This is a genomic window from Microcoleus sp. S13_C3, from assembly GCF_036700905.1.
Lineage (GTDB): Bacteria > Cyanobacteriota > Cyanobacteriia > Cyanobacteriales > Microcoleaceae > Microcoleus.
This window is the reverse complement of record NZ_JAUBPT010000128.1, coordinates 1-22493: the sequence shown is the minus strand read 5'-3', so window position 1 is coordinate 22493 and position 22493 is coordinate 1. Positions and strand designations below refer to the sequence as shown.

Sequence of the window (22493 nt, the reverse complement as noted above, 5' to 3'; positions counted from 1 at the left end):
CAACTGTCAACTGTCAACTGTCAACTGTCAACTGTCAACTGTCAACTGTCAACTGTCAACTGTCAACTGTCAACTGTACTCTCAATTACTGGAGAAAAATGATTGTATGAACAACCCAATTTATCAGACTGTTATCCTTGGTGGTGGTTTTGCTGGTCTCTTTACAGCTTTGCATCTAGCGCATGAACACTATCCTCGAAGCGTCATCCTAATTGATAGCTCTGAACGCTTTTGTTTTAAGCCTTTACTTTATGAGTATTTTAGCGGCGAGATGGAGGCTAATCAGGTTGTACCAACTTTTAAGGAACTGCTCGATGATAGCGGTATCATTTTTGTGCAAGATACGGTTCAGTCGATCGACCTCCATCAACGGGAAGTCAAATTAACTTCCGGGGACTGCTACAACTACAGCAACTTAGTTTTAGGTTTAGGTAGCGTTACGGGCTATTTTGGCGTTGAGGGTGCCAAAGACTATGCTTTTGATTTCCGTACCGAAGAAAATGCGATCGCCCTCGATCGCCACCTGCGCGACTGCTTACAGCGAGCCGTTCAAATCGAAGACCCCGAACAACGTCGTCGGCTGCTAACTGTAGCTGCGATCGGTGGCGGGCCAAGTGGTGTGGAAATGGCCGCAACTTTAGCCGATTTGCTACCTCATTGGTATGAAGCATTGGGAGGTAATCCTCAAGAAGTGCGGGTGGTACTAATCAATCACGGTAGTGAAATCCTCGAGGGTGATATTAACAGTCACCTTCGCGAAACCGCCGAGCAAGAATTGCAAAAACGGGCCGTCCCAGTGGAGCTCATAACGGCAGCGGAAGCGACGGCTATTCGTCGAGACTCAGTTGAATATAAGCGCGATGGTAAGTTCGAGACACTACCAGCATCCACCACGGTTTGGACAACTGGAACGGCTACGCATCCACTGATTAAAAACTTGCCGATTCCCGACGAACACCGCGACAAACATGGTCGCTTACACGTTACTCCCACTTTGCAGTTGCCCGATTTCCCAGAAGTTTTTGCAGGTGGTGATTGTGCGGTGGAAGTGCAATCATCAACGGTTGAGGGTCACGATCGCGAACATAAGGAGATGCATCTTGAGCTGCATCCCGAACTCATATCCTACTCATCTGAACCACACAAGGATACGAAACCTCTGCCTGCCACAGCCCAAGTAGCCTATCAGCAAGGAGCTGCGATCGCCCATAATCTGAAAGCGATCGCATTAGGACATGAGCCAAAACCAGCTCAAGTTAACCTACGCGGAACCCTCCTAAAACTAGGGTTAGAAAATAGTGCCGCTAACATTTACGACGTTTTTGAAGTGACAGGGGAAGTCGGTCATCTGATTCGCCAAGGCACTTATCTAGAACTATTGCCCACTCCGGTTCATAACTTCAAAGTCACTACAGACTGGCTAAAAGACGAGATATTCCACGAACACATGAATTCTGGTGATGGGGTAAAGCAAGCTGTCCAGGTTGCTCAAGTGGTTGGTGGAGTAGTCGTGGGCGCTATAGTTGCCAAAAAATTGCTGAATGTGCTAAGTCATGACGATCGAGACCAGAAATCCTGATCGGGAATCGGAGGGCGCAAGCCCCTAGTTTTTAGCTCTGGGGCTTGGATAAAGCGCGTAACTCATCCCAAGAGTAGTGCCGGGGCAACTCAATCTCCTGGTTATCGGCTCCCAAGTCCAATCCTATGGTCTCGTTGACCTGCTCAGCTACTTCTGCGGTCACTTCTGCGAGGGCATTTCCGGCAATGCTACCGGCGATCGCCCCCGCCACTGCTCCCAGCGTTGCGCCCACGCGCCCACCGACTGAACCCCCAATTGCGGCACCGGCAACACCACCGCCTGCTGCACCAAGACTTGTGGCGAGGGGATGGGAACTAGATTGCTCTGGAGTGGAGTCCGGGTTTTCGTGATGCTGTTTGTCGTTCACGATCGTTTTTTCCTTAGCTTAGAACTACAAGACTTGCACTTATTATGACGCGAACCCGCGATCGAAGTGCCTGTAGGGACACGGCAATGCCCATTGGTGTCAACTTAAGCAGTTGATTGACTCCCAAATTTCGGCTCTTCCGTACTTACCGCTGCTCAAATGTTAATCAAAGGGGCCAAAAAAGGTTTAAAAAAAGGTAAGGATTGATGTGAAAAATAGTTCATTCAGAGCGGATAATTGACACTCTCCGACCTGAAGGTGCGGAGATTCTTAAGAAGTTTTGACGCTCTTAATGGTGCTGTCAAGACACCTCTAGACGTTCAAAACAACTACCTTTTGGTGTTGCAATTACGCTTACTTTTTGTATGCTTTCGTTCGCACTTTTCAACACATTAGCCAGTTCGGTACGCTCCCCATCCTGCGCTGCTTGGCTGTGCCTTAGTCTTTCTCAGTCAAAAATGCTGAGGGTGTCTTACTGCCCGGAATTTCACCGTTCTAGGAATGGTTCAACACGTAGTTGATACGCCTACTTGTTCCGCATTGTTAGATTATAACACAGATTACTCGCAGCCTAAAGGCTGCAACTGCGTTTCATACCCTGCGGGAAAGACCGGGGTTCTCACGCGACGCGCTATAGGGTAGTGTAGTCAGATGAGCGAAAAATCAGAGTTATTAGCACTGAAAAGGGAAATAGTTGACCAGTTGAGCCGTGAGGAACTGATCAAAATTGTGCTGATCCAACAGAAGCTGATTGAAAAACTACAAGAAGAGTATATTATTTATCTAAGTCCTATTCCCCCTCAACTTTTTCAGTATTGCCGCCCTTGACCCAACCTTCGCGATTGCCATCCTCAACCCGAATTCGCTGCCACTCTTTGTCGGGCGACTCTTCCAAAACCACGACTTTTTCTTTGTAACCAACACCGCCAATGCGGTTCGAGTCTCGGTTGCCACTATCCCGGAGAATTAAGCCGATCGGCTGAGTTACCATCGCGCGGTAAGCTCCCGGTTCCAGCGGTTTGGGAGACGGGGCATCGCTAGATGTAGACACAGGGCTAGCCTGGGCTGTTGACTGCGGCGCAGCGCCCGCAACCTGAGCTGGTGTTTTGTCGTTGGGAAAAACAGGTTTTTCGGGGATAGTAGTTAGCTTAGCGGCAAAGTAAAGTGCAGCAGCCACGCTAGCACCTGCCATCAGGACGATCGCCAGCAGAAAACCCACTAAAAATTTGAAAACGCTATATACAGTGTTCATACAACCGCAAATGAAGGAAGAAGGAAGTTCGGCAACGGATTCTGTAACGGATGTAACGGATGTAACGGATGTAACGGATGTCAGGCAGAAGGCAGAAGGCAGAAGGCAGAAGTAAGAGGGGAGAGGGAAGAAGGTTGACTGTTGAGTGTTGACTGCTGAATGTTGAGTAAAATTTGGTAATTGCCAACAGACAACTGGCTACTGACAACTGACTACTGACTTCAAAAGCTTACCCCTGAATCCGGCGGCTCAAACTGCCGTATCTAGAAGCAAGGCGAGCTTTTCCAGCAGCGGCCCAATCTTGGAGAAACTGAATTTGTTCTTGAGCCGTTCTGGCTAAGGGCACCATCTGACTAGCTGATTCTAAAATATCATCTGTGGTAAAGTCTCGATTTTGGCTAAAGCCAATGTGCATTGCTTCAATCAAAGTTTGCTCGATTTCGGCCCCCGAAAAATCGGGAGTTTCGTAAGCCAACCGCTCTAAATCGTAATTTTTGATGCTGTGCGATCGCAACCGCAACAAATGTACCTCAAAAATCGCCCGCCGTTCCTCCTGGCTGGGCAAACCGACAAAAAATATTTCGTCAAACCTGCCTTTTCTCAGCATTTCTGGCGGTAAAGACTGGATGTTGTTGGCCGTTGCTACCACAAACACCGGCGAAGTTTTTTCGGCCAACCAAGTAATAAAAGTCCCGAACACCCGGCTGGTTGTCCCGGAATCCCCTTTACCGTCTAATCCGGCAAAAGCTTTGTCAATCTCGTCAATCCACAGCACGCAGGGGGCCAAAGCTTCCGCTAGCTGAATCATTTGCCTGGTGCGCGATTCCGATTCTCCGACTAATCCGGCAAACAAGCGCCCGACATCCAAGCGCAGTAAAGGTAAATGCCAGTGGTGGGCGATCGCCTTTGCTGTTAAGGATTTTCCGGTTCCTTGAATTCCGACTAACAATAAACCTCTGGGATGTGGCAAACCGTATTGGCGGGCTCGATCGGAAAAAGCACCGCCGCGTCGCAGCAGCCATTCTTTGAGATTGTCCAAACCACCGATATCGGAGATATTTTCGCGGGCTGGGTAAAAATCCAGAATTTGAGTTTGGCGAATTGTTTGGCGCTTTTCTTCTAAAATTAGTTCCGCGTCGTCGGGATGGAGTTCGCCTCTGGTGGCGATCGCCTTGGCCAAAACTCGGCGGATTCGTTCGATCGACAGCCCTTGACAGGAGCGCACTGTTTCGTCCAGCAAACGCCCTTCAATGGCTTGTCCGGTAGCCCCTAACAGTCTTTCCACCTCAATTTTGATTTCCGCCGCCGCAGGCAGGGGAAACTCCAAAACAGTCATCACTTCGCTGAGGTCTTCCGGGATCGAAATTAGAGGAGATACGATGACAATATTTTTGGGCACAGATTTGAGGAGTCTCGCCAAATTCCGCAGCTTGCGGGAAATCGAGACATCTTCCAAAAACCGCTGAAAGTCGCGCAGAATAAAAATTGCCGGCGCGGTGGCGGGCAATTTTTCGAGAAATTCCAAAGCTTGCAGCGGGTTGCGCTTGCCAAAACCGGTATCGTTGGGATTGCCTTGGTAGCCATCAACAAAATCCCAGATATAGACGGCGCGAGAACCTTGTTTTTTGGCACTTTGGGCGATCGCCGCTTCTACGCGCTCTTCCTCCCGTGTGGGAATGTAAATTAGGGGGTAGCGCGATCGCAGCAGTAGTTCAAACTCGTCGCTAAAAATAGTCATTAGTTATTAGTCAACTGACTAAGGCAATTGCCGTTTAAGTGCTTCCAGAGACGCCCAGCGACTGTCTGAGACTGTTTCTGAGCTTTCTGTATTTGCATCATCAGTTAAAGAAATTCCCGGACATTCAGTATCGCATATCTGTTTGTGCGGCAGTTCCAAACACATTTGCTCGTACACCCAATCGCCCGGAGAGAAATAGCCGCCTGGGGACAAATTTTCCACCAAATCTTCTAAAGCAACTTCTATTTCTGCTGAACTTGAATCTGTTTGATTTGCTGTTTCTTCTAGCCAGATTAGTTCTGATGAGTTGAGTGCCAAACGATGATTGTATTGTTTCAAGCATCTGTGGCAGGTGAGAGTAACTATTGTTTCTGCTTTTGCCTTCACCTCAAGATAATTCCCTTGGTGAGTCACTTGCAGTCGCCCTCGCACCGGAGTAAGAGTTTCTAAATCGGGGATAAATTCTTCAAAATCAATGACCTCTTTCCGCTCAGTTTTTGTGAGGAGATGAGGGATATAAATTGTCTCCATAATCTTTTGCCTTCCTACTTCTTGAATTCAAAGGTCAAAAGGAATAGTTAATTTTTAACTTCTTCCTTCTTCCTTCTTCCTTCTTTAGCGTCAGCGCAGCCGCACTACCAAACGCCGATCGGGTTCTTGTCCTTGACTGTAAGTTTCTATATCCTCACATTCGCTCAAAAAGCTGTGGACTTGACGGCGTTCTGCAGAAGACAGCGATTTTATTTCCACTTCAACTCCCGTCGATCGGGCTTGATCTGCTGCGTACTCTGCCATCGATCGCAATTCCTCTTGGCGGCGGATGCGATAGCCATTTAGTTCAACTGTATAAGGAATTGACTCCTCTACTTCCTGACCTATATTCTGAACCGTGTTACAGAGGTACTGAATGGCATCTATTACATTACCGTTTTGCCCGACTAAGATTGCAACTTGTTCTCGAGTCAGATTGCTTTCATCTATTGTCATCCAATAGCAATCTTTTTGTTGTTCGCATACCACTTTTGAAGGAATTGCGGACAGTTGTAGCAATTCTTCTAACCATGCCTGTCCGCGCTGCATTTGAGAGTCTTTCATTGTTGTTAAAATCAAGCCTTTTTCTTAGAACGCTTTGGCTCAAAGGGAAGTGCATCTAATCCTTGTTCTTTTTGGGTTTTCGCCTCTGCTTCGTCCACTATTTTTTGGAGGTTTTCGGGCAGCGGTTCTCGCGACAAAATAAACGATTGAACTGTTTGGAAGATGTTAGCAATCAGCATATACATCAACACACCGGCGGGCAGCGGGAAGAACAAAAACATCCCTGAAAATATGACTGGCGTCAGTTTGTTAACTGTAGCCTGTTGGGGGTTGTCGTTTGGCCCTTGTGCTTGTCCTGAAAGGGTTTGGTTGATGTACAAACTGATACCGAAGCCCAGGATCATCACCAAAATATCCCAGTGGATTGTACCGTCTGAGTCGATCGCGCCAACGCGGCCTAGAGCTTCAATAAACAGGAATCCTTTGTTACTAGCCAATCCAGGGATTGTGCCTTGAACTGTGGCTTCACCGGGCGCTAAGGCCGTGATGTTGCCCTGTTCATCTACCTGGACAGTTTCTTCGCCTTTGATGACTTTCCAGCCGGGCTCAAAGTCGATTTCGCTTTTATTTTCTGTCGCTAAAACTTTGAGAGGTTTGCCCTCTGGGGTTTGAAAATTAATCTTGGTTGTGTCGCCGACTGCGAGTTTGTCGCCGCCTGGAATTACCCCCACAACAGGAGCATGAAAAGTACCTGTGACGTAAATATTTTGCGGCGGTGTAGCAAAAGCTTGCGGTTGAACAGTTTCGATTTGTTCTTTCGGCAAAACTTGAACGTTGACGCTGTAATTTATGTCAGAAAACGGCGAACCCCGGAGCGTTGCAAACAGTGCAAACAGCACTGGCATTTGCAGCACCAACGGGAAGCATCCTGCTAGAGGATTACCAAACTCTTTGTATACTTTGCTCATTTCCTCCTGCTGTTTGGCAGGATTGTCTTTATAGAGTTTTTGAATTTGATCTACTCGCTCTTTCATCAACGGCTGCGCTACTTTCATGCGCCGCATATTGCGAAGAGAGCCTGCGTTGAGAGGATAAAGAGCAAAGCGAATCACGAGCGTCAGTGCTACGATCGCTAAACCGTAGCTTGGCACGATCCCGTAGAAAAAATCTAGGATCGGGAGCATGAGGTTGTTGGAGAGAAACGAGATACCGAAATCCATTCGCTTTGAGTTAATTTAGGTGCTCTATGTTTGCTGTTGAGAACTATTTTTACCCGCTGAAGGCGAGCCGCCTCAATTTTTAGGGTTTTGTCTCTATCTTAGGACATTGCCCGTCGATCGACCGCCCGGTCTGCGGGTTTGTTTTAATGAGTTTGCCAATACTCGCACTCACTTTACCCTGATTTGAGGGCGAAGCGGTTCGGTTATTTAGCTTGGGCCGCGTTTGCTTTTTGAGCGGCTATGGGCAGTTTTTCGTTAATGTAGTCATACATTGCTCGAAATTTCGGCATAGCTCTGAGTTCCAAGCGGCTGCCATTTTTCATGGTGAGCACCATGTCTCCGTAAGTCCCGAAACCGCGAGGTACGGTGACGATTTTGACTATATCTGAGTAGATAACGTCTGTCTGCTCGCCCCCCATCCAACCGCTAGTTACGGACACTCGGCGGCTTGTGATCCGATACCGCAGCCACAGAGCCCGGACAATTGCTCCTACTGCTAGGGGGATTCCCACCACAGTCAGCCCCAGGAGTAAATTGAGGATCAAGTCTCCGGGCGCGGGGCCGCCTTCATAATATACTTCCTCTCGAATTCCCATCTAGTACCTCGGCTTCTACCAACAACTGCTCTAATTCTTGCAGAATTTCTGCATAATTGCACTCTTGTGCGATCGGACGCACGACAATTACTAAATCCCACCCGAATTTTAATCGGGGCAATAGCTGTCGCAAAGCTGCCCGAATCTGACGCTTAATCCGGTTGCGGACTACAGCGCGTTTGCTGACTTTCAGGCTGATGGAAATGCCTGTGCGAGTGGGCTGCAAGGATTTCTCGGCTGTCGGTTTGCTTAATTCGACGCTTTTTGGTTTACGCAGAGCTCTTAAGCTAAAATGGGCCGAGTTACGGCGCATTCCCTTGCGGTATACGGCGCTGAAGTCTTTTCGGTGCTTAAGTCGGTTTGTATCGGGCAACATGGCGTAGGGCGATCGTTGAGGTCTCTCAACCTTGATGCAGTGCTAGACTGCGAGGCGGTGGCGACCTTTGCTGCGGCGAGCTTTGATTACCAATCGACCGGTTACGGTACGCATTCTGGCGCGAAAACCGGATGTTCTTTTTCTTTTGCGGCTGGTTCCGTGCAGGGTTTGCTGTGTCATTTTGATTTCTCCCGGCTTGTTACTTTACTTTTGATTAATATTCACAATCTTCTAGTATACCATAGAGGGGTTTTCTTGGCAATAATGTTTTTATGGGTTGATATGTATTGAGAGTAAGAGTGAAGTTGCGATCGCAGCCTTGAATGATTGGTAAAGGCTAGAACCCAGACTTCTTTTACGTGCTGCGGGGTTAGGAACAGCTAACATCTATTGAAAGCATTGCCAAAAGAATTGGATGTTTAAAAAACAATCATGAAATTGAGGTGAAGGAAACAGCTAAGTGCCTTTGCTGAAAAAAGTTCGTTAGCGAAGCCCTCGCAGAGGATCGCCCTTCGTGCAAAAGAGAGAAAATAGAACAACAGCACGACACGGATAGCACGGATACACGGATGATATTGCAAGGGCGATCGGTTACAGTGTTTTTTAGCAAAGTAATATGGATGTAGTTTTTGGAGGGTTAGGGATAGGACTTCACAACCTAATGGAAAAGTGACTATCGTCCGCACAGAAAGGGGGCTGACGATCGCGGGGACACGCATCACCCTTTATGATGTAATAGATCATCTCAAAGCCCTGTATCCCCCTAAATTCATTCGTGATGTATTTAACCTTACAGATGAGCAGCTCCGCGCTGCCATTTCCTACATTGAAGCGCACCAGACAGATGTAGAAACCCAGGCTCAAGAAATTTTGAAATCAGCCGAAGAAACTCGGCAGTATTGGGAAGAGCGCAACCACGTGAAGTGCTAATTCGCCGGAACTATTGAGTAAGCTAAGGGCAATAGTTACCTACGGGTCAAACGCTCCATCCAACACTAACTATATTAGTCCGCTGCCTCCTATTCTGATGCTGTCTGGGGCAAAGGATTCAGTGGTTCCTCAATAACTTTCGCGCTCGGCATTTCAAAGGATACCAGCACCAGCAAAAACTTTCATTGAGTTGACTGGGTTCAACCACTACAGCATCAATGATTCTCAACAACCCAGTGGAGCACCGCCAGAGGAAAACAAAGCCGATTTTTCAAATCAAGACTCAGTAAGGTCGATCGCTTGTATCTTGAAATCCTTCGTGCAAAATGTTAAATCCCAACAGGAAAACTGGCTGAGTTACTTGGATAGCGATATTGTTAGTGCGATCGGATACACTGAATCAAGTTGCAAGGGTTAAACCTGTTGGGGTGTTAGTAGAGTAGTTAATCACAGACAAAAAAATCAGACCCCCGTTGGTGGGCCGAACTTGATTAACAAAAGGAGATTCTGAATGTCCGAACGGCAACAACAATTGCTCGACACCATCGCTCGCGCGTTCCGTGGCGTCGAACTCGGTGACGGAGTCAGCCTCCACGAGACAACGCTCATCGACCTCTACGAAGGTCCCTCAGCGCGACAGGAGGCGAGATTACTGGACGAGAAGCATGACTGGCGCAAGCTGGTCGGCGACCCTGCGTTGGTCCAGCTTCGCTGGGCGCTGTCCTTCTACGATGCGACTGGCCTCCGCTTCCATCTGCCGGCGTACCTGTCCCTAGCCGTTACCGACTTCGATTGTGAGGATGCGGGCGATGTGCTGGAGAGTCTGATGTTTCAGCTCACGGACTTATGCGAGTACAACCAGGAGCGGTTCTCGATCCTCGACAGTCCTCAACGGCGATGTGTCAAGGATGTGCTAGTTTATCTCCGCGATGAGTACGAGTACGAGTTGGAGGGTCTGGAACTTGACCAGGCTATTGGGGGTTACTGGAATTCAGAACCGACGGTGGAGAGACCGGCCTAACCAAACGCTAAAAAATCAGAGCCCCGCTGCTAAGGCGCAGTCAGCGCGATCGTCAGCGCGAGTCCGGTAGTGTCATGGTAATACGTCCGGTTCCTCCCGAAGCCCACGGCGAAATCGATTGTATCGCCCTGAAGTACCGCAAGATTGCGATCGTCGCCAAAGATGAGTTATTGCTCCAATTTCAGACGGGAAACCGGATTTCTGACCCAATGTCTGGCAAATTGGACTTTTCACAGAAATCGATCGGGATCGATACCTTGCGCTCTAAGCATTTCCTCTAATCGTTCTACACGTTGCTGGGCTTGCTCCTTCGCCAGTCGCTCTTGTTCCTTCGCGAGTCGCTCTTGCTCTGTGCGTTGTCTTTCCCGCTCTTCAGGGCTTAGTTGGCGATCGCGCGCTGCGTCGTACCACGTTAAAATCTCCTGGGACAAGCCACCTACCAAACCCCGATAGCGTCCAATTCCCAACCCCACCTCCGGCATCCAGTAAGGTTCGCCAATTTGTAGTTGATAAACGCCATTTTCGAGTTTGTACAGTTCAAAGGGTTGATGGCGATCGCGCTGCCAAAACTCGGGGTTATAAATTAGGTAATACAGCACACCTAACTCGGCGTAGAGCTCCAGTTTTTCGTCATATTCGCCTCCGGGACGGTGGGACACCATCTCCAACACAAAAATCGGCACCACCTCGTTTTCTTCCCAAGTTGCATAGCTGCGCCGCGATTTTCCTCCCTTCTTGCGCTCTACTCCCAGGCTCAGGAAAGCATCAGGAACCACGGGCACTTTTGGACTCACGCCAGTGGTGTGATACACCGCCATATCCACGCCGAAGTACCAGTCCATCCGCGCTGACCAGAGGTAAATCAATGACAGCAGCAGCAAATTGGGTAGCAGGTTCTGGTCTTCGTTATCCACGGGGGTATCGTCCGAACAGGGCAAGTCGGCAGTGCTGGGCAAATTTTGCAACAGAGGCTTGGAAATCACCGGAAGAACCGCCAGAGACACTTAGTTCATACTATTGTACCGTAGCTGACATTAAAGGAAACACAGTTAAATTCATCCGTGTATCCGTGTCATGTCTTCCCTCATTTCAGTTCCACATTTACCGTAGCAGACATCCCCGGTGCAATCCGAGATTCATATCCTTTAATGCTTTCAGGATCAAACACAACTTTGACAGGAATTCGCTGCACAACTTTGGTGAAATTGCCCGTAGCATTATCGGGCGGCAATAAGGAGAATTGAGCGCCAGAAGCAGGGGAGAAACTATCGAGACGACCCTCAAACTTGCGACCACCAAAAGCATCTAATTTGATTTCTACTTTTTGGCCGGGTTTCATGTTTGCCAATTGCGTTTCTTTGAAGTTAGCAACAACCCACAAATCGTTACTGACGATCGCCATTAACGGAGTTCCCGGCTGCACCCGCTGCCCGACTTCAACGGATTTGCGGCCGATTTGTCCGGCGGCGGGAGCAGTAATATTCGTGTAGGAAAGTTGCAGTTGAGCGTCTTTAACCGAGGCTTCCGATTGCCCGATCGCAGCTTTAGCAGCATCATACTGCGCTCGACTGACTTTAGTTTGTTCGCCCGTAGCTTGCGCCTGTTGCAATCCGCCCTTTGATGCAGCAAGTTTGGCTTCTGCGGTGCTGATGCCTTCTTCGGCTAGGGCGACTTTAGCTTGAGCGCTGGCGACGCCGACTTGGGCGCGCGCTACTTGGGCTTCGGCTTGTTTTACCCCTTCTTGAGCTTGGGCTACTGCTGCTTGGGCTGCAGTCACGCCTTCTTTGGCTTGGGCTAAGCGCGCTCTGGCTTGGGCAATTCCTTGTTGGGCTGCGCTGCTTTGGCCTTGGGCTACTTGGTAGGCGGCTTTGGCGGAGTCTAGTTGCTGGCGGGCGATCGCACCTTCAGACTGCAAGCTTTCGTACCGTCTATAATCAGCTTGCGTCTTGACGAGGTTGGCTTGCGCTTGTGCTAGCTGAGCTTGCGCTGCGGCAATCCCGGCTTCGGCTTCCCTCACTTTAGCTTGAGCTTGGGGAATTCCGGCTTCGGCTTGAGCGACTTTGGCTTGCGCTGCGGGTACGCCGGCTTCGGCTTCTGCGACTGCGGCAACGGCTGCGGGTACGCCTTGTTGGGCTTCTCTAATTGCTGCTTGGGCGGTGGAAATGGCTGCGTTGGCGCTGCCGATGTCTCCTTGGGCTTGGGCTGTTTTGCCTTGGCTGGTTTGAGAGGCTAGGGAAATATTTGCCTCGGCTGCTTCGGCTTGGCGGCGGGCGTTTTCTAAGGCTGCTTGGGCTTGTTGGACTTTAACTTGGTAGTCGCGGGGGTCTAGTTTGATCAGCAGTTGTCCGGGTTTTACTTGTTGGTTGTCTTGTACTAACACTTCGGCGACAGTACCGTTGACGCGGCTGCTGATTTGGTGGATGTGTCCGGCAACTGTGGCGTTTTCGGTTTCTTGGTGGATGGAGGCGTATTGCCAGTAGCGGTAGCCGAAGCTGCCTGCTGCGATCGCCCCTAGGCCCAGCGCTGCGAAAATCAGGGGTTTCTTGGACTTTTTCTTGGGTGTTGCAGCCGCCGATAGGGGTGCTTGCAGTTCTGTTTCTGCGCCTGTTTTGACCTCGGCGGGGGCGCTGATTTCTGTTTCTGGGGCGGGCGTTACGGGTAGGGTTTTAGCTATTGTGTCGTCGATCGGCTTTTCTAATAGGGCGACTGCTTTGCCGTTGCCGTTTAATTCTGCTGGGTTGGTTTCGTTTGTGCCTTTCATGGTATTTGACTCCTGATACTTTAGTAAGATGTCGTTTGTTTAGGGTACGTAGTTTTTATTTAGTAAGACGGCTTTTTTTAAGAGTGCGTAGTATTTTGCGGTTATTTGTAATGTAGTGGAGGTAGATGCTGCTGCACTTCACTCAAAAGATTGATTTGTGGGTTTAGGAAAGATTCAGGATCGCGATATCGATCAGTTGGGAAAAAAGTTCTCGATCGGGCTGTGAAATTCCCTCGACAGCTCGATCTCTGATTTTAGCTACCAGCGGGGGCAATACCTCTTGCAGTTCCCTGCCGGAGTCTGTCAGCCAAATGCGCCAAATGCGGCGATCGCGCGTGTCTCTCTCGCGGCGGACTAGGCCTCTTTCTTCCATGCGATCGATCACGCCTGTCAGTGTCCCGCCTACCTGTTGCAGTTTGTCGCCAATGCTGGAAGTCGGCAAACCGTCTTCTTGCCACAAGCAGCACAGTACCAGCCAGTGAAAAGGTGTCAATCCAAAGGGCTCAAGTACCTCTTGCAGCCTGCGACTGCCTAGCTGTGCCAGAAGTTTGAGACGGTAGCCCAGGCTGTGGGGGGCGAGAACGTCGTGCCACTGAGCTAGATTGGTGCGATCGACAGTGGATGTAGTAACCATCGGTTTATTACTTAGCGTTCGTATTATTAGAGTATGATGTTTTTTGAGGTTTTGTCAAGGGGACGCAAGCAGATTTTTTGAGGCCGACAGCTATGCTAAAACCGGGAATCCGCCGGGGAGTTAAGTCCCCGGCTAAAAGCTGAATTCGGTTGAAACCTACTAAAAAATTCAAGCTTAACTGATGGGATGCTCGATCGTTCGATCGAGACTGCCACTGCTTTTTAGTGGGAGCATCTCAATGAAAGCAGCCCTCCGCTAGAAATTGGAGTTTTGAGGCAGGAGTTTTGAGGCAGGAGGCAGAAGGAAAGAGGAAGAAGGAAAGGGGAAGAAGGAAAGAGGAAGAAGGAAGGATCCAGAAAAAGGAAGGAGCCAGAAGAAGTATTTTTACAAATATGAGATGCTCCCTTTTTAGTCCACTTAAAGTGGACTTTAGCTGTTAGCCTGGGACTTAAGTCCCAGGCGGAATCGCGGTAACACTCGCAGACTGTGGCGCTGCGGAGGAGGTGTAGCTTTCCATAGGATTATCGATCGCACTCTGAGCATCACCCTGCAAGCCGGATGTCCGGGCTGGGAAGTGTGTTAACAATTCTTAATTGTTCTTAAACTAGAAAGAGTACATATAGTTTGCGCTCTGAATTTATGTTGCTTCCAGCCAACAAACGCACCAAGTTAGACGACACCGACGACAATTTGTTCTACTCCTATCCCCGGTTTGTGACTCACGTAGACGATGGATTTATTCAGCAACTCACCGATTTATATCGGGAACGGCTGAAACCCAATACTCGGATTTTTGATATGATGAGCAGTTGGGTTTCTCACTTGCCCGACGAGATGCAATTTGCCCATGTTGAAGGGCACGGAATGAATGAAGAAGAGTTGGCCAAAAATCGCAGACTGAATCATTATTTCGTGCAGAATTTGAACGCAAATCCCAAATTGCCACTGCCGGATGCAGAGTTTGACGCGGTTGTCAACTGTGTTTCGGTACAGTATTTGCAGCACCCGGATGCGGTTTTTGCCGAGATTCAGCGGATTTTGAAGCCTGGTGGCGTAGCAATTATCAGCTTTTCCAACCGGATGTTTTATCAAAAGGCGATCGCGGCTTGGCGGGAAGGTTCCGAGGGCGATCGGGTAGAATTAGTCAAGGGCTACTTTGATTCCGTCAAAGGAGCGAACATACCCGGATTTAGCAAGCCGGAAGTAATTGTTCGCAAGCCTAACTTGCCGAGTTTTATGCAAATGCTGCGAATAGGAAGCGGCGATCCATTTTATGCGGTAGTTGCTTACCGCCAAAGTTAGGCTCTTGAGGTTGAGGTTTCGCTGGCTTGCGACCAAATCTAAAGTGTGGATGGGGGCAGGTTAAATACCTGCTCTCAAAAAAGCAATAGGGCTTGACATTTTTTAGCAAATATGAAAGAGTATATCCACAATCCTATTAAACCTAAAAAAAGTGATGCGACTTAGAGAAAAATTAGAGCAAATCAAAGAAAACAAATATGTCAGAATTTTTGTAATAAATTTGATTTTGCTGGTTCTCCTTACGAAACTTGACATTCAATCTAGTGCCGACGCTTCAAGGATGGCTACAGTTAAATCTTTGGTAGAATATCAGAGTTTTACGATCGATAATTCTCAATTTGATAATTCTCGATTCTTTACAGTTGATAAGTATTTTTACAACAACCACTTCTATTCAGACAAACCGCCACTCCCAGCCCTTATTGGAGCTGCGGTTTACTTTATACTAAAAAACGTAATCGCTATTAATTTCTCAAACCATTTTGCATTGACTTATTATTTAATAACACTATTATCAGTCGGAGTTTTTTCTTGTATAGGTTTAGTTTATTTTCACAAAATTTTGTTAGAAATATTTAAAACAGATGACAGTTGGGCCAACCTAACAACGTTTTTGGCGGGGAGTGCAACTTTAATTTTACCCTATTCAGTTGCATTAAATAACCACATTCTGGGTGCAGTATTTATTATAGTCAGCTTTTACTATTTCTTGAAAGGGGCTGAATCCAGGGATATAAATAGTATTATACTGTGCGGGGTTTTGGTATCAATGGCGGGAAGTATTGATATCACCTGCTTTTTATTTATCCCATTTTATTTGGTATTTTTGTTAACCAAATCAATCAAAATGGCCGGATTATTTTTACTTTCATGTATCCCTTTAATTATCAGCTATTTGAGTTTAAATATGTATCTCTCCGGCAGCATAGTTCCGCCAGCAATGAATGCAGCATTGTGGGAGTATCCCGGGTCTATCTTTAGCAAGCAAAATTTGTCGGGAGTAGCTACACACAAGAGCTTTTTACGTGCGCTTAGGTATGCATTTACTTTGTATTTAGGCAATAGAGGATTTTTCTCGCACACTCCTCTAATGTTCTTCTCAGTTATGGGTATTCTGGCATTTTTTAGACAAAAAAATTTGTCGTACAAAACGCCATACCTATACGGCATTTCTGCCTCTGTAGCTTTCATGCTACTTTATACATTACGGACTGTTGATTATGGTGGCTATTCCTATGGAGTGAGGTGGTTTGTCACTCCTCTGTTTATATTGTGTTTGCCACTAAGCCACATAGGACACCGAGTTAGAAGTTCGCGGTTGCTGAAAAACTTTTTTGTAGTTATTGCTTGTATGTCGATCGCAATATCTCTGGCGGGTACTTATAATCCCTATCCCAACGATTCTACGGTGGTAGCCTCCCTTCCCGGCGGTTACACTTCAAGATATACATTCCTTATAAATGTCAAGAATATCATATATGATTCTTCAGCTATGTACAAGTTATGCTTGATCATCAGCGCTGTAGCGATATATTTTTTGTTCTACAGGCTTTTGCAAAAACTCCAGCAAAATCCCAATACATCTTCCTAAAATGCAGGGGAACGGCAACGTTTGAATTCTGATGTTATCTTTGATTTTTTAGTTTTTTACCGTTGAGATCACACACAGGGATTGAGCAACCTATTTGGAAATAAAATAGAATTCAACGCAGCGATCCAACGCTCGCCTTTGACTGATAATCTGTTGTACTAACTGCTGAGATTCCTTCACCGGGTACTTCCAGACGGCTTCCCTCATCTCAGATATGGATTTATTCAAAACATAAAATCAGTAATTATAGAGTAAGGGAACACCTTGATATGAAACCATATCACCAAATAGCGATCGACGAATGCGGCGAACCTTTAGTCCCTATTCCACCAGAACATTTTGCCTTTGAAATGCCACACCCTTATGAAAAGTTGGGTGCACCCTATGACAACAGCAAAGCAGATTCGCCTTACTATTTGCGGCAAGGAGTCGTAGATAGTTTAATCGCCGCTCAAACCCAGCTACAACAAAATCACCCAAATTGGAAAATTATGATATTTGACGCTTATCGGCCGGTCGAAGTCCAGCAATTTATGGTTGATTATACTTTTAATCAAATTGCTCTAGCTCAAGGCTGCGAATTTCCGGTTGCCGAAGACAAACGCCAAGTGATTATAGAACACGTATATCAATTTTGGGCAGTACCGAGCCTCGATCGCGCGACGCCTCCCCCTCACAGTACAGGTGCAGCTTTAGATATAACTTTAGTGGAGGAAAATAATCGGCAAATTGATATGGGCTCTCCGATTGATGAAATATCAGAACGTTCTTATCCCGATTATTTTGGTAATAGCAAGGAGCCGCAAAAACAGGAATATCACCGCCGCAGGCAACTCTTAAAAAATGCGATGATAGCTGCGGGTTTTCACCAGCATCCAAACGAATGGTGGCATTTTTGTCTGGGCGATCAGATGTGGGCTTGGTTGACAAATCAAAACAATAGTGGTAGTCAATTGATTGCCAGATATGGCCGCTATTAAAAGGATACCCAATTAAATCGGGACTGGCGCAGTTGCAACATTAAGAAAGGGTGTTTTTGACAACAAACTCAGCTTTTAACTGCTTCCTGTGGCAATAAACCGGGTTTCTGACCGAAAGCATCCAGGATAGAAGCCCCCGGATTCATCCGTGGAAAAATAAAAAACCTGTATCCGATGAAACTTGCCCCCCAAATTTATCCGTGGGGTCAATGCTTCAATTCTTTAATCTAAAATCTAAAATCTAAAATCTAAAATCGATTGACACTCTGTGCGTCCAGCACTATAAAATTATGAGCAAAATAAATCATTTGTGTCAGGATACACCGCAGCTATTGCCAGCGGGGTAGCGGTAGTTTAAAATCAGCGAGAGCAACCAGTGCAGGCAATAGTTGCCAGCACCGCAAACCCTAAAGGATAACTCAGAGTTCACAAAATGAAAGCACTCATCCTCTCTGGCGGTAAAGGAACACGCTTGCGTCCCCTCACCTATACGGGTGCTAAGCAGTTGGTTCCTGTAGCAAATAAGCCGATCCTGTGGTACGGAATTGAAGGAATTGTGGCGGCTGGGATTACGGATATTGGGATTATTATTAGTCCCGAAACCGGGGAAGAGGTGAAGACGAAAACAGGAGATGGATCTCGCTTCGGTGCGAAAATTACTTATATCTTGCAAGCAGAGCCGGCAGGGCTCGCTCACGCGGTAAAAGTTGCCAGACCGTTTTTAGGCGATTCTCCCTTTATTATGTATTTGGGAGATAACTTAATTGAAAATCAGTTAGATCCGTTCTTAGAGATTTTTAACAAGCAAAAACTAGACGCTCTGATTCTGCTGCGTCCCGTGCCCAATCCCTCTGCTTTCGGTGTGGCAAAAGTTGATGAGAAAGGAAGAGTTTTGCAGTTAGTAGAAAAACCAAAAGTTCCGCCGTCAAATTTAGCACTGGTGGGAATTTATTTTTTTGCTCCTAGTATTCATGAGGCGATCGATCAAATTCAACCTTCGCCTCGGGGCGAACTCGAAATTACCGATGCTATTCAACAGCTCATCAATCAGAAAAAACACGTAGAAGCGTGCAATTTAGAGGGTTGGTGGCTGGATACGGGGAAAAAAGACGATTTGCTGAGTGCAAACCAAATCATTTTAGATAGCCGTATCGTAGCTTCAACTGAATTAAAAGTAGATGCGAAAAGTCAAATTATCGGGCGAGTGCAAATAGGAGAAGGAACGGAAATTATTAATTCTACAGTTCGCGGGCCAGTGGTAATTGGGGAAAATTGCCGCATTGAAAATTGCTTTATCGGGCCTTACAGCAGTATTGCCGATCGCGTGACGATGATTGATGCTGATATCGAACACAGTGTAATATTGCAAGGGGCAAAAATAGTTGGCATTCACCAGCGAATTGTTGACAGCGTGATCGGGCAGCGAGCTCAACTAACCAATGCGCCGGCTCGTCCAAAAGCTCTGCGGTTTATGATTGGTGATGACAGTCAAATTGAGTTATAGCAATCCTAAATGGTTCAGATAAATTTGTAGGGGTAGTGCTAAGAGTGCCTACCCCCTATCTATCGGGCAACCGGGCTTGGGATTGCCCCTACAATAATTATGCAAATGATGCGAGGATTGCTATATAGCAATCCTTGCAGGAGTCGTAAACTTTTTACCCCACCCCAACCCTCCCCGCGGGTTCGGGGAAGGAGTAAGAAATTCACAAGTGATTTAGGATTGCTATAGGTTAAATTGAGATATTGCCAATATCCGAAGCAATAATCCTGATTTAGCAAGAGATAAATTTTCTTGTGGGGAGTAGGGGTTGGGCATCCTGCCCGCCCTTGAACAGGCAAGATGCCTGTTCCACAATTAGTTACAATTATTGAAACAGCAAAGCGGTCTGTTCACAATTAGTTACAATGATGGAAACAGCAAAGATCCCTGTTCCATAATAAGTCATACTAAGTTATCTAAAGGAGAAGAAAGTTTGCAGTACGAAGAAATACCAACTCAACAGATAATAAATAAATTGCGGCAAACTTTGGAGCCGCGAATTGGTATTGCTGATCTGTCGCTGTTGGGAAGAGAAAATAGTACGCTCGCCCAAAATGAAGATGACGAAGACATCGCCCTTTTAAAGGCAGGTTTCGACATTTACAACATCCCCATTACCTCTTACCAAAGGCGACTCGGTTCCGCAGTCATCGTCGTTAGGAAAATAGTCCGAAAATTGCTCAGACCGGTACTCGAACGACAAGTAATTTACAATTTTGCTAATACCCGGGTCGTGCATACCTTAAGCACACAATTGCAACAATTGCAAGAAAATCAACAAACTATCTTTGAAAAAATTGAATCGGAATTCAGCAGCGAATATCCCGAAGTTACAGCACAGCTTGAGACTCAACAAAGAGCGATCGCAACTTTTCAGTCGGAAATAGAGCAAATTAAAGCAGTGCAGCAGCAACATACTGCTATTTTAGAGAAGATTACCGCTCAATTGCTCGATCGACAAAAATAAAGCATCAAAGATGACCCAAAATAATTTGGTCGCAACCCCCCGATTTATTCGCGAGAGCAATGCTTCAATGCTTCAATCAAAAATCGAAAATTATTCAATTCCTCAATCTAAAATCCTAAATACCAAATCGCAAATTCCTCAATCCTTCAAATTTTCAATGATTCAAATTTTCAATGATTCAATCCCAAATCGAAAATTCTTCAATCCTTAAATTCCTCAATCTAAAATCTAAAATCTAAAATCTAAAATCGAATGACTGCACTGCCCATATGCTCGTTAATTATAGTCAACTATAACGGTCTGCGCCACACGAAAGATTGCTTAAAATCTCTACAAAAACTTGCGTATCCCGAATCGCAACTAGATTTAATTGTAATTGATAATTGTTCTCAAGACGATTCCGTTAATTCCCTGCGCGAACTATTTCCCAAAGTTCGGATTTTTGTCAACTCCGCCAACAACTTTGCTAAAGCCCTCAACCTCGGTATCAGCGAAGCCAAAGGGCAATATATCGGCTTTCTAAATAACGATGCTACCCTTGACAGTCGCTGGTTAGAAATTCTTGTAAAACGGCTAGAAACTAATAAAGAAGTAGGGGCGACTAGCGGCAAATTGTTGTTTAAAGACGGGCGAATTAACAGCGCAGGTATTCAGCAATTACCTAATTTTTATTGGCAAGATGTCGGCTTTGGCGAAAAAGATGCGGGACAGTACGAGACAGAACGGGAAGTCGAAGGGCTTTGTTGGGCGGCGGTGCTTTTCCGCAGGAAATGTCTCGAAGATGTGGGGCCGATAGATGAAGATTTTGTGATGTATTTTGAGGATGTAGAGTTTGCCAAACGCTGCCACAAACGCGGTTGGAAAATGCTTTATAGTCCCGCCGCAATCGCCCATCACGAGTATCGGGGTTCGAGTAAAGGAAGCAAACTCACCGAGTATTTCTGCAACCGCAATCGGTTTTTGTATTTGGCTAAACATGAACCCTTGCAATTAGTATCTTCAATTCATACTTCAGATTTTTTTACCCATAAGCAGTACGATTTGCTGTTCGAGAGTTTATTTGTAGCGATTAAAAAACTGCTAGATTATCAGAAACCAGAAATCATCGAAACTGTAATCCCGCAGTTGTCGGAAAAGTTGGCGGTGATTTACAGTCGCCTGAAGATCGATCGCATTTTGTCTCGCTTACAGGTGGTTCGGGGCGATCGCAAAATGTCGATCGCCATTTACGATCACGGACTGCATTTTATCGGCGGCGGCCAAAAATACGTCGCTACCCTCGCCTCGCTGCTGCAAAATGAATTTGACATTACTTTTATCGCCAACAAACCAGTTGCTGTTTCCGATTTAGAATCCTGGTACGGACTCAACCTTTCAGGATGCAAAATTAAAATTATGCCCTTGGCGTTTTACGATAAACGCGGAATGCAGTGCATCGATTCCAGCATCATCGTGGAAGATATGGAAAATCCCTTTGATGAAATTGCCAGAGAAAGCAAAAACTACGATATTTTCATCAACGCGAACCAACTGGAAAAAGTTAAACCACTGTCCCCAATTTCAGTATTTGTCTGTCACTTTCCCAATACCTTCCGCAACCGTCACTTTGCTGTCGATGATTACACTTTCATTATTGCCAACAGTCAATTTACCGTCAAGTGGTTGGAAAAACGCTGGAATCTACAGCCAACTTTTCTGCTTTATCCGCCCGTAGAAATGGCAACAGTTAAAGTGCCGAAAGAAAACATAATTTTGGCGGTGGGACAGTTTGAAGCTGGGGGAACAAAAAAGCAAATTGAACTAATTAAAGCTTTCCGCAGTTTGCTAGCGGATTATCCCGAAGATTTTCAAGGATGGCGACTAATTTTAGTGGGCAGCAGCATTCCGAAAAATCCTTATTTAAAGACTGTTCAGAATTTATTGAAGCAAGATTCAAGGGCGATCGAGCTAAAAGTCAATGTTGACTTCGATGAGGTAAAATCGCTTTATGCTAGAGCAAGCATATTTTGGCACGGCTGCGGTTTGGGTGAAGTCAATCCTCAAAGATTTGAGCATTTCGGGATGGCGACTGTGGAAGCAATGCACAACAGTTGTGCTCCGATTGTTTTCAACGGTGGCGGCCAACCGGAAATTGTCGAACATGGGCGATCGGGCTTTGTGTTCAATACCATTGAGGAACTGTGCCAGCATTCACATCAACTAATTGTTAATCCCGATTTGCTCGCAGAACTTCAAGCTGGTGCACAGCAACGCAGTCATAACTTTAGACTTGCACATTTTGAGAAAAAAGTCAATAGTTTTTTTGATATTATTCACCAAGAGTATGCTACAATTCGGCTGCCAAATCCTGCCGAGATAGCTCAAATGCTCGATATGGAGCGCGATCGATAAATTGCGTAGGGGCGGGTTTTACCAACAATATTAAATGATTACAAACAATTTATATAAACCCGCCCCTACACCGCCAATAACTTACATCAAATCCGACTTCTGTGCAACCATAAAATCTAAATTTTGATTGTTCGTTGGGTGGGGGCGGGTTTAGGAGATTATGGGTTTGAGGCAATTATTGTTGGTAAAACCCGCCCCTACAATTGGGAT

The 22493-nt window shown here is 46.5% G+C and carries 22 protein-coding genes; 10 read left to right on the top strand and 12 right to left on the bottom strand.

All coding sequences use genetic code 11. The features are described from left to right. On the top strand, window positions 1-1579 hold a 1579-nt coding region (locus QUA16_RS27130), incomplete at its 5' end, for an NAD(P)/FAD-dependent oxidoreductase (protein ID WP_333106072.1). Window positions 1580-1610: 31 nt separating this feature from the next. Here the strand turns inward: QUA16_RS27130 and QUA16_RS27125 are convergent. From QUA16_RS27125 to rpmH, 9 genes are all read right to left on the bottom strand, one after another. Next, window positions 1611-1946: a hypothetical protein gene (locus QUA16_RS27125; protein WP_333106071.1), complete on the bottom strand. Its 336-nt coding sequence runs from the start codon at window positions 1944-1946 to the stop codon at window positions 1611-1613. Between the two features lie 790 nt (window positions 1947-2736). Beyond that, the gene (locus tag QUA16_RS27120) at window positions 2737-3198 is read right to left on the bottom strand and encodes an SH3 domain-containing protein (RefSeq protein WP_333106070.1); all 462 of its coding nucleotides are present in this window, start codon (window positions 3196-3198) and stop codon (window positions 2737-2739) included. Window positions 3199-3427: 229 nt separating this feature from the next. Beyond that, the gene (locus QUA16_RS27115; protein ID WP_333106068.1) at window positions 3428-4936 is read right to left on the bottom strand and encodes an AAA family ATPase; all 1509 of its coding nucleotides are present in this window, start codon (window positions 4934-4936) and stop codon (window positions 3428-3430) included. An 18-nt stretch (window positions 4937-4954) separates the two neighbouring features. Continuing rightward, window positions 4955-5467, bottom strand: coding sequence for a YceD family protein (locus QUA16_RS27110; RefSeq protein ID WP_333039168.1), 513 nt, complete (start codon window positions 5465-5467; stop codon window positions 4955-4957). 90 nt (window positions 5468-5557) lie between these two features. Continuing rightward, entirely contained in the window at window positions 5558-6031 is a 474-nt protein-coding gene (locus QUA16_RS27105; protein ID WP_333106067.1) for a R3H domain-containing nucleic acid-binding protein, read from the bottom strand. 11 nt (window positions 6032-6042) lie between these two features. Further along, complete coding sequence (yidC, locus tag QUA16_RS27100) at window positions 6043-7191, bottom strand: membrane protein insertase YidC (RefSeq protein ID WP_333106066.1); 1149 nt, start codon at window positions 7189-7191, stop codon at window positions 6043-6045. A gap of 203 nt (window positions 7192-7394) precedes the next feature. Further along, on the bottom strand, window positions 7395-7787 hold the full coding sequence (locus QUA16_RS27095; protein WP_333106065.1) for a PH domain-containing protein: 393 nt from the start codon (window positions 7785-7787) through the stop codon (window positions 7395-7397). Continuing rightward, complete coding sequence (rnpA, locus tag QUA16_RS27090) at window positions 7759-8163, bottom strand: ribonuclease P protein component (RefSeq protein ID WP_333039176.1); 405 nt, start codon at window positions 8161-8163, stop codon at window positions 7759-7761. The genes QUA16_RS27095 and rnpA overlap by 29 nt, the downstream gene beginning before the upstream one ends. 42 nt (window positions 8164-8205) lie before the next feature. Then, a complete protein-coding gene (rpmH, locus tag QUA16_RS27085; RefSeq protein WP_015174196.1) occupies window positions 8206-8343 on the bottom strand; it encodes a 50S ribosomal protein L34 in 138 nt (45 codons plus the stop codon). A gap of 489 nt (window positions 8344-8832) precedes the next feature. Between rpmH and QUA16_RS27080 the strand changes: the two genes are divergently transcribed. The 3 genes from QUA16_RS27080 (at window position 8833) to QUA16_RS27070 (ending at window position 10114) form a co-directional block, all read left to right on the top strand. Then, window positions 8833-9093, top strand: a complete 261-nt coding sequence (locus QUA16_RS27080) for a DUF433 domain-containing protein (protein ID WP_333106064.1) — start codon at window positions 8833-8835, stop codon at window positions 9091-9093. 190 nt (window positions 9094-9283) lie between these two features. Further along, window positions 9284-9511: a hypothetical protein gene (locus tag QUA16_RS27075; protein ID WP_190656775.1), complete on the top strand. Its 228-nt coding sequence runs from the start codon at window positions 9284-9286 to the stop codon at window positions 9509-9511. A 93-nt stretch (window positions 9512-9604) separates the two neighbouring features. Further along, window positions 9605-10114, top strand: a complete 510-nt coding sequence (locus QUA16_RS27070; RefSeq protein WP_333106063.1) for a DUF6714 family protein — start codon at window positions 9605-9607, stop codon at window positions 10112-10114. 230 nt (window positions 10115-10344) lie between these two features. Here QUA16_RS27070 and QUA16_RS27065 read toward each other — a convergent pair whose 3' ends face one another. The 3 genes from QUA16_RS27065 to QUA16_RS27055 form a co-directional block, all read right to left on the bottom strand. Then, window positions 10345-11097: a Uma2 family endonuclease gene (locus tag QUA16_RS27065; protein WP_333106062.1), complete on the bottom strand. Its 753-nt coding sequence runs from the start codon at window positions 11095-11097 to the stop codon at window positions 10345-10347. Window positions 11098-11198: 101 nt separating this feature from the next. Next, window positions 11199-12875: an efflux RND transporter periplasmic adaptor subunit gene (locus tag QUA16_RS27060; RefSeq protein WP_333106061.1), complete on the bottom strand. Its 1677-nt coding sequence runs from the start codon at window positions 12873-12875 to the stop codon at window positions 11199-11201. A gap of 163 nt (window positions 12876-13038) precedes the next feature. Next, complete coding sequence (locus QUA16_RS27055) at window positions 13039-13509, bottom strand: MarR family transcriptional regulator (RefSeq protein WP_333106060.1); 471 nt, start codon at window positions 13507-13509, stop codon at window positions 13039-13041. Window positions 13510-14148: 639 nt separating this feature from the next. On the opposite strand from QUA16_RS27055, the gene QUA16_RS27050 reads away from it, so the two are divergent. The 6 genes from QUA16_RS27050 to QUA16_RS27025 all read left to right on the top strand — a co-directional run bounded on the left by QUA16_RS27050 (window position 14149) and on the right by QUA16_RS27025 (window position 22283). Continuing rightward, a complete protein-coding gene (locus tag QUA16_RS27050; protein ID WP_333106059.1) occupies window positions 14149-14811 on the top strand; it encodes a class I SAM-dependent methyltransferase in 663 nt (220 codons plus the stop codon). Window positions 14812-14965: 154 nt separating this feature from the next. Further along, window positions 14966-16402, top strand: coding sequence for a hypothetical protein (locus QUA16_RS27045; protein ID WP_333106058.1), 1437 nt, complete (start codon window positions 14966-14968; stop codon window positions 16400-16402). A gap of 269 nt (window positions 16403-16671) precedes the next feature. After that, on the top strand, window positions 16672-17382 hold the full coding sequence (locus tag QUA16_RS27040) for a M15 family metallopeptidase (RefSeq protein WP_333106057.1): 711 nt from the start codon (window positions 16672-16674) through the stop codon (window positions 17380-17382). A gap of 433 nt (window positions 17383-17815) precedes the next feature. After that, on the top strand, window positions 17816-18886 hold the full coding sequence (locus tag QUA16_RS27035; RefSeq protein WP_333106056.1) for a glucose-1-phosphate thymidylyltransferase: 1071 nt from the start codon (window positions 17816-17818) through the stop codon (window positions 18884-18886). Between the two features lie 472 nt (window positions 18887-19358). Then, window positions 19359-19892, top strand: a complete 534-nt coding sequence (locus QUA16_RS27030; RefSeq protein ID WP_333106055.1) for a hypothetical protein — start codon at window positions 19359-19361, stop codon at window positions 19890-19892. Between the two features lie 252 nt (window positions 19893-20144). Continuing rightward, window positions 20145-22283 (top strand): glycosyltransferase, encoded by a 2139-nt coding sequence (locus tag QUA16_RS27025; protein WP_333106054.1) that lies wholly within the window; start codon window positions 20145-20147, stop codon window positions 22281-22283. Window positions 22284-22493: the final 210 nt, after the last annotated feature.

Excerpts from the sequence above, each read along its gene's own strand:
- QUA16_RS27120 (WP_333106070.1), bottom strand. The coding sequence starts at position 3,198 with ATGAACACTGTATATAGCGTTTTCAAATTTTTAGTGGGTTTTCTGCTG.
- QUA16_RS27115 (WP_333106068.1), bottom strand. The coding sequence starts at position 4,936 with ATGACTATTTTTAGCGACGAGTTTGAACTACTGCTGCGATCGCGCTAC.
- QUA16_RS27110 (WP_333039168.1), bottom strand. The coding sequence starts at position 5,467 with ATGGAGACAATTTATATCCCTCATCTCCTCACAAAAACTGAGCGGAAA.
- QUA16_RS27105 (WP_333106067.1), bottom strand. The coding sequence starts at position 6,031 with ATGAAAGACTCTCAAATGCAGCGCGGACAGGCATGGTTAGAAGAATTG.
- yidC (WP_333106066.1), bottom strand. The coding sequence starts at position 7,191 with ATGGATTTCGGTATCTCGTTTCTCTCCAACAACCTCATGCTCCCGATC.
- QUA16_RS27095 (WP_333106065.1), bottom strand. The coding sequence starts at position 7,787 with ATGGGAATTCGAGAGGAAGTATATTATGAAGGCGGCCCCGCGCCCGGA.
- rnpA (WP_333039176.1), bottom strand. The coding sequence starts at position 8,163 with ATGTTGCCCGATACAAACCGACTTAAGCACCGAAAAGACTTCAGCGCC.
- rpmH (WP_015174196.1), bottom strand. The coding sequence starts at position 8,343 with ATGACACAGCAAACCCTGCACGGAACCAGCCGCAAAAGAAAAAGAACA.
- QUA16_RS27070 (WP_333106063.1), top strand. The coding sequence starts at position 9,605 with ATGTCCGAACGGCAACAACAATTGCTCGACACCATCGCTCGCGCGTTC.
- QUA16_RS27060 (WP_333106061.1), bottom strand. The coding sequence starts at position 12,875 with ATGAAAGGCACAAACGAAACCAACCCAGCAGAATTAAACGGCAACGGC.
- QUA16_RS27055 (WP_333106060.1), bottom strand. The coding sequence starts at position 13,509 with ATGGTTACTACATCCACTGTCGATCGCACCAATCTAGCTCAGTGGCAC.
- QUA16_RS27050 (WP_333106059.1), top strand. The coding sequence starts at position 14,149 with ATGTTGCTTCCAGCCAACAAACGCACCAAGTTAGACGACACCGACGAC.
- QUA16_RS27045 (WP_333106058.1), top strand. The coding sequence starts at position 14,966 with ATGCGACTTAGAGAAAAATTAGAGCAAATCAAAGAAAACAAATATGTC.
- QUA16_RS27040 (WP_333106057.1), top strand. The coding sequence starts at position 16,672 with ATGAAACCATATCACCAAATAGCGATCGACGAATGCGGCGAACCTTTA.
- QUA16_RS27035 (WP_333106056.1), top strand. The coding sequence starts at position 17,816 with ATGAAAGCACTCATCCTCTCTGGCGGTAAAGGAACACGCTTGCGTCCC.
- QUA16_RS27025 (WP_333106054.1), top strand. The coding sequence starts at position 20,145 with ATGACTGCACTGCCCATATGCTCGTTAATTATAGTCAACTATAACGGT.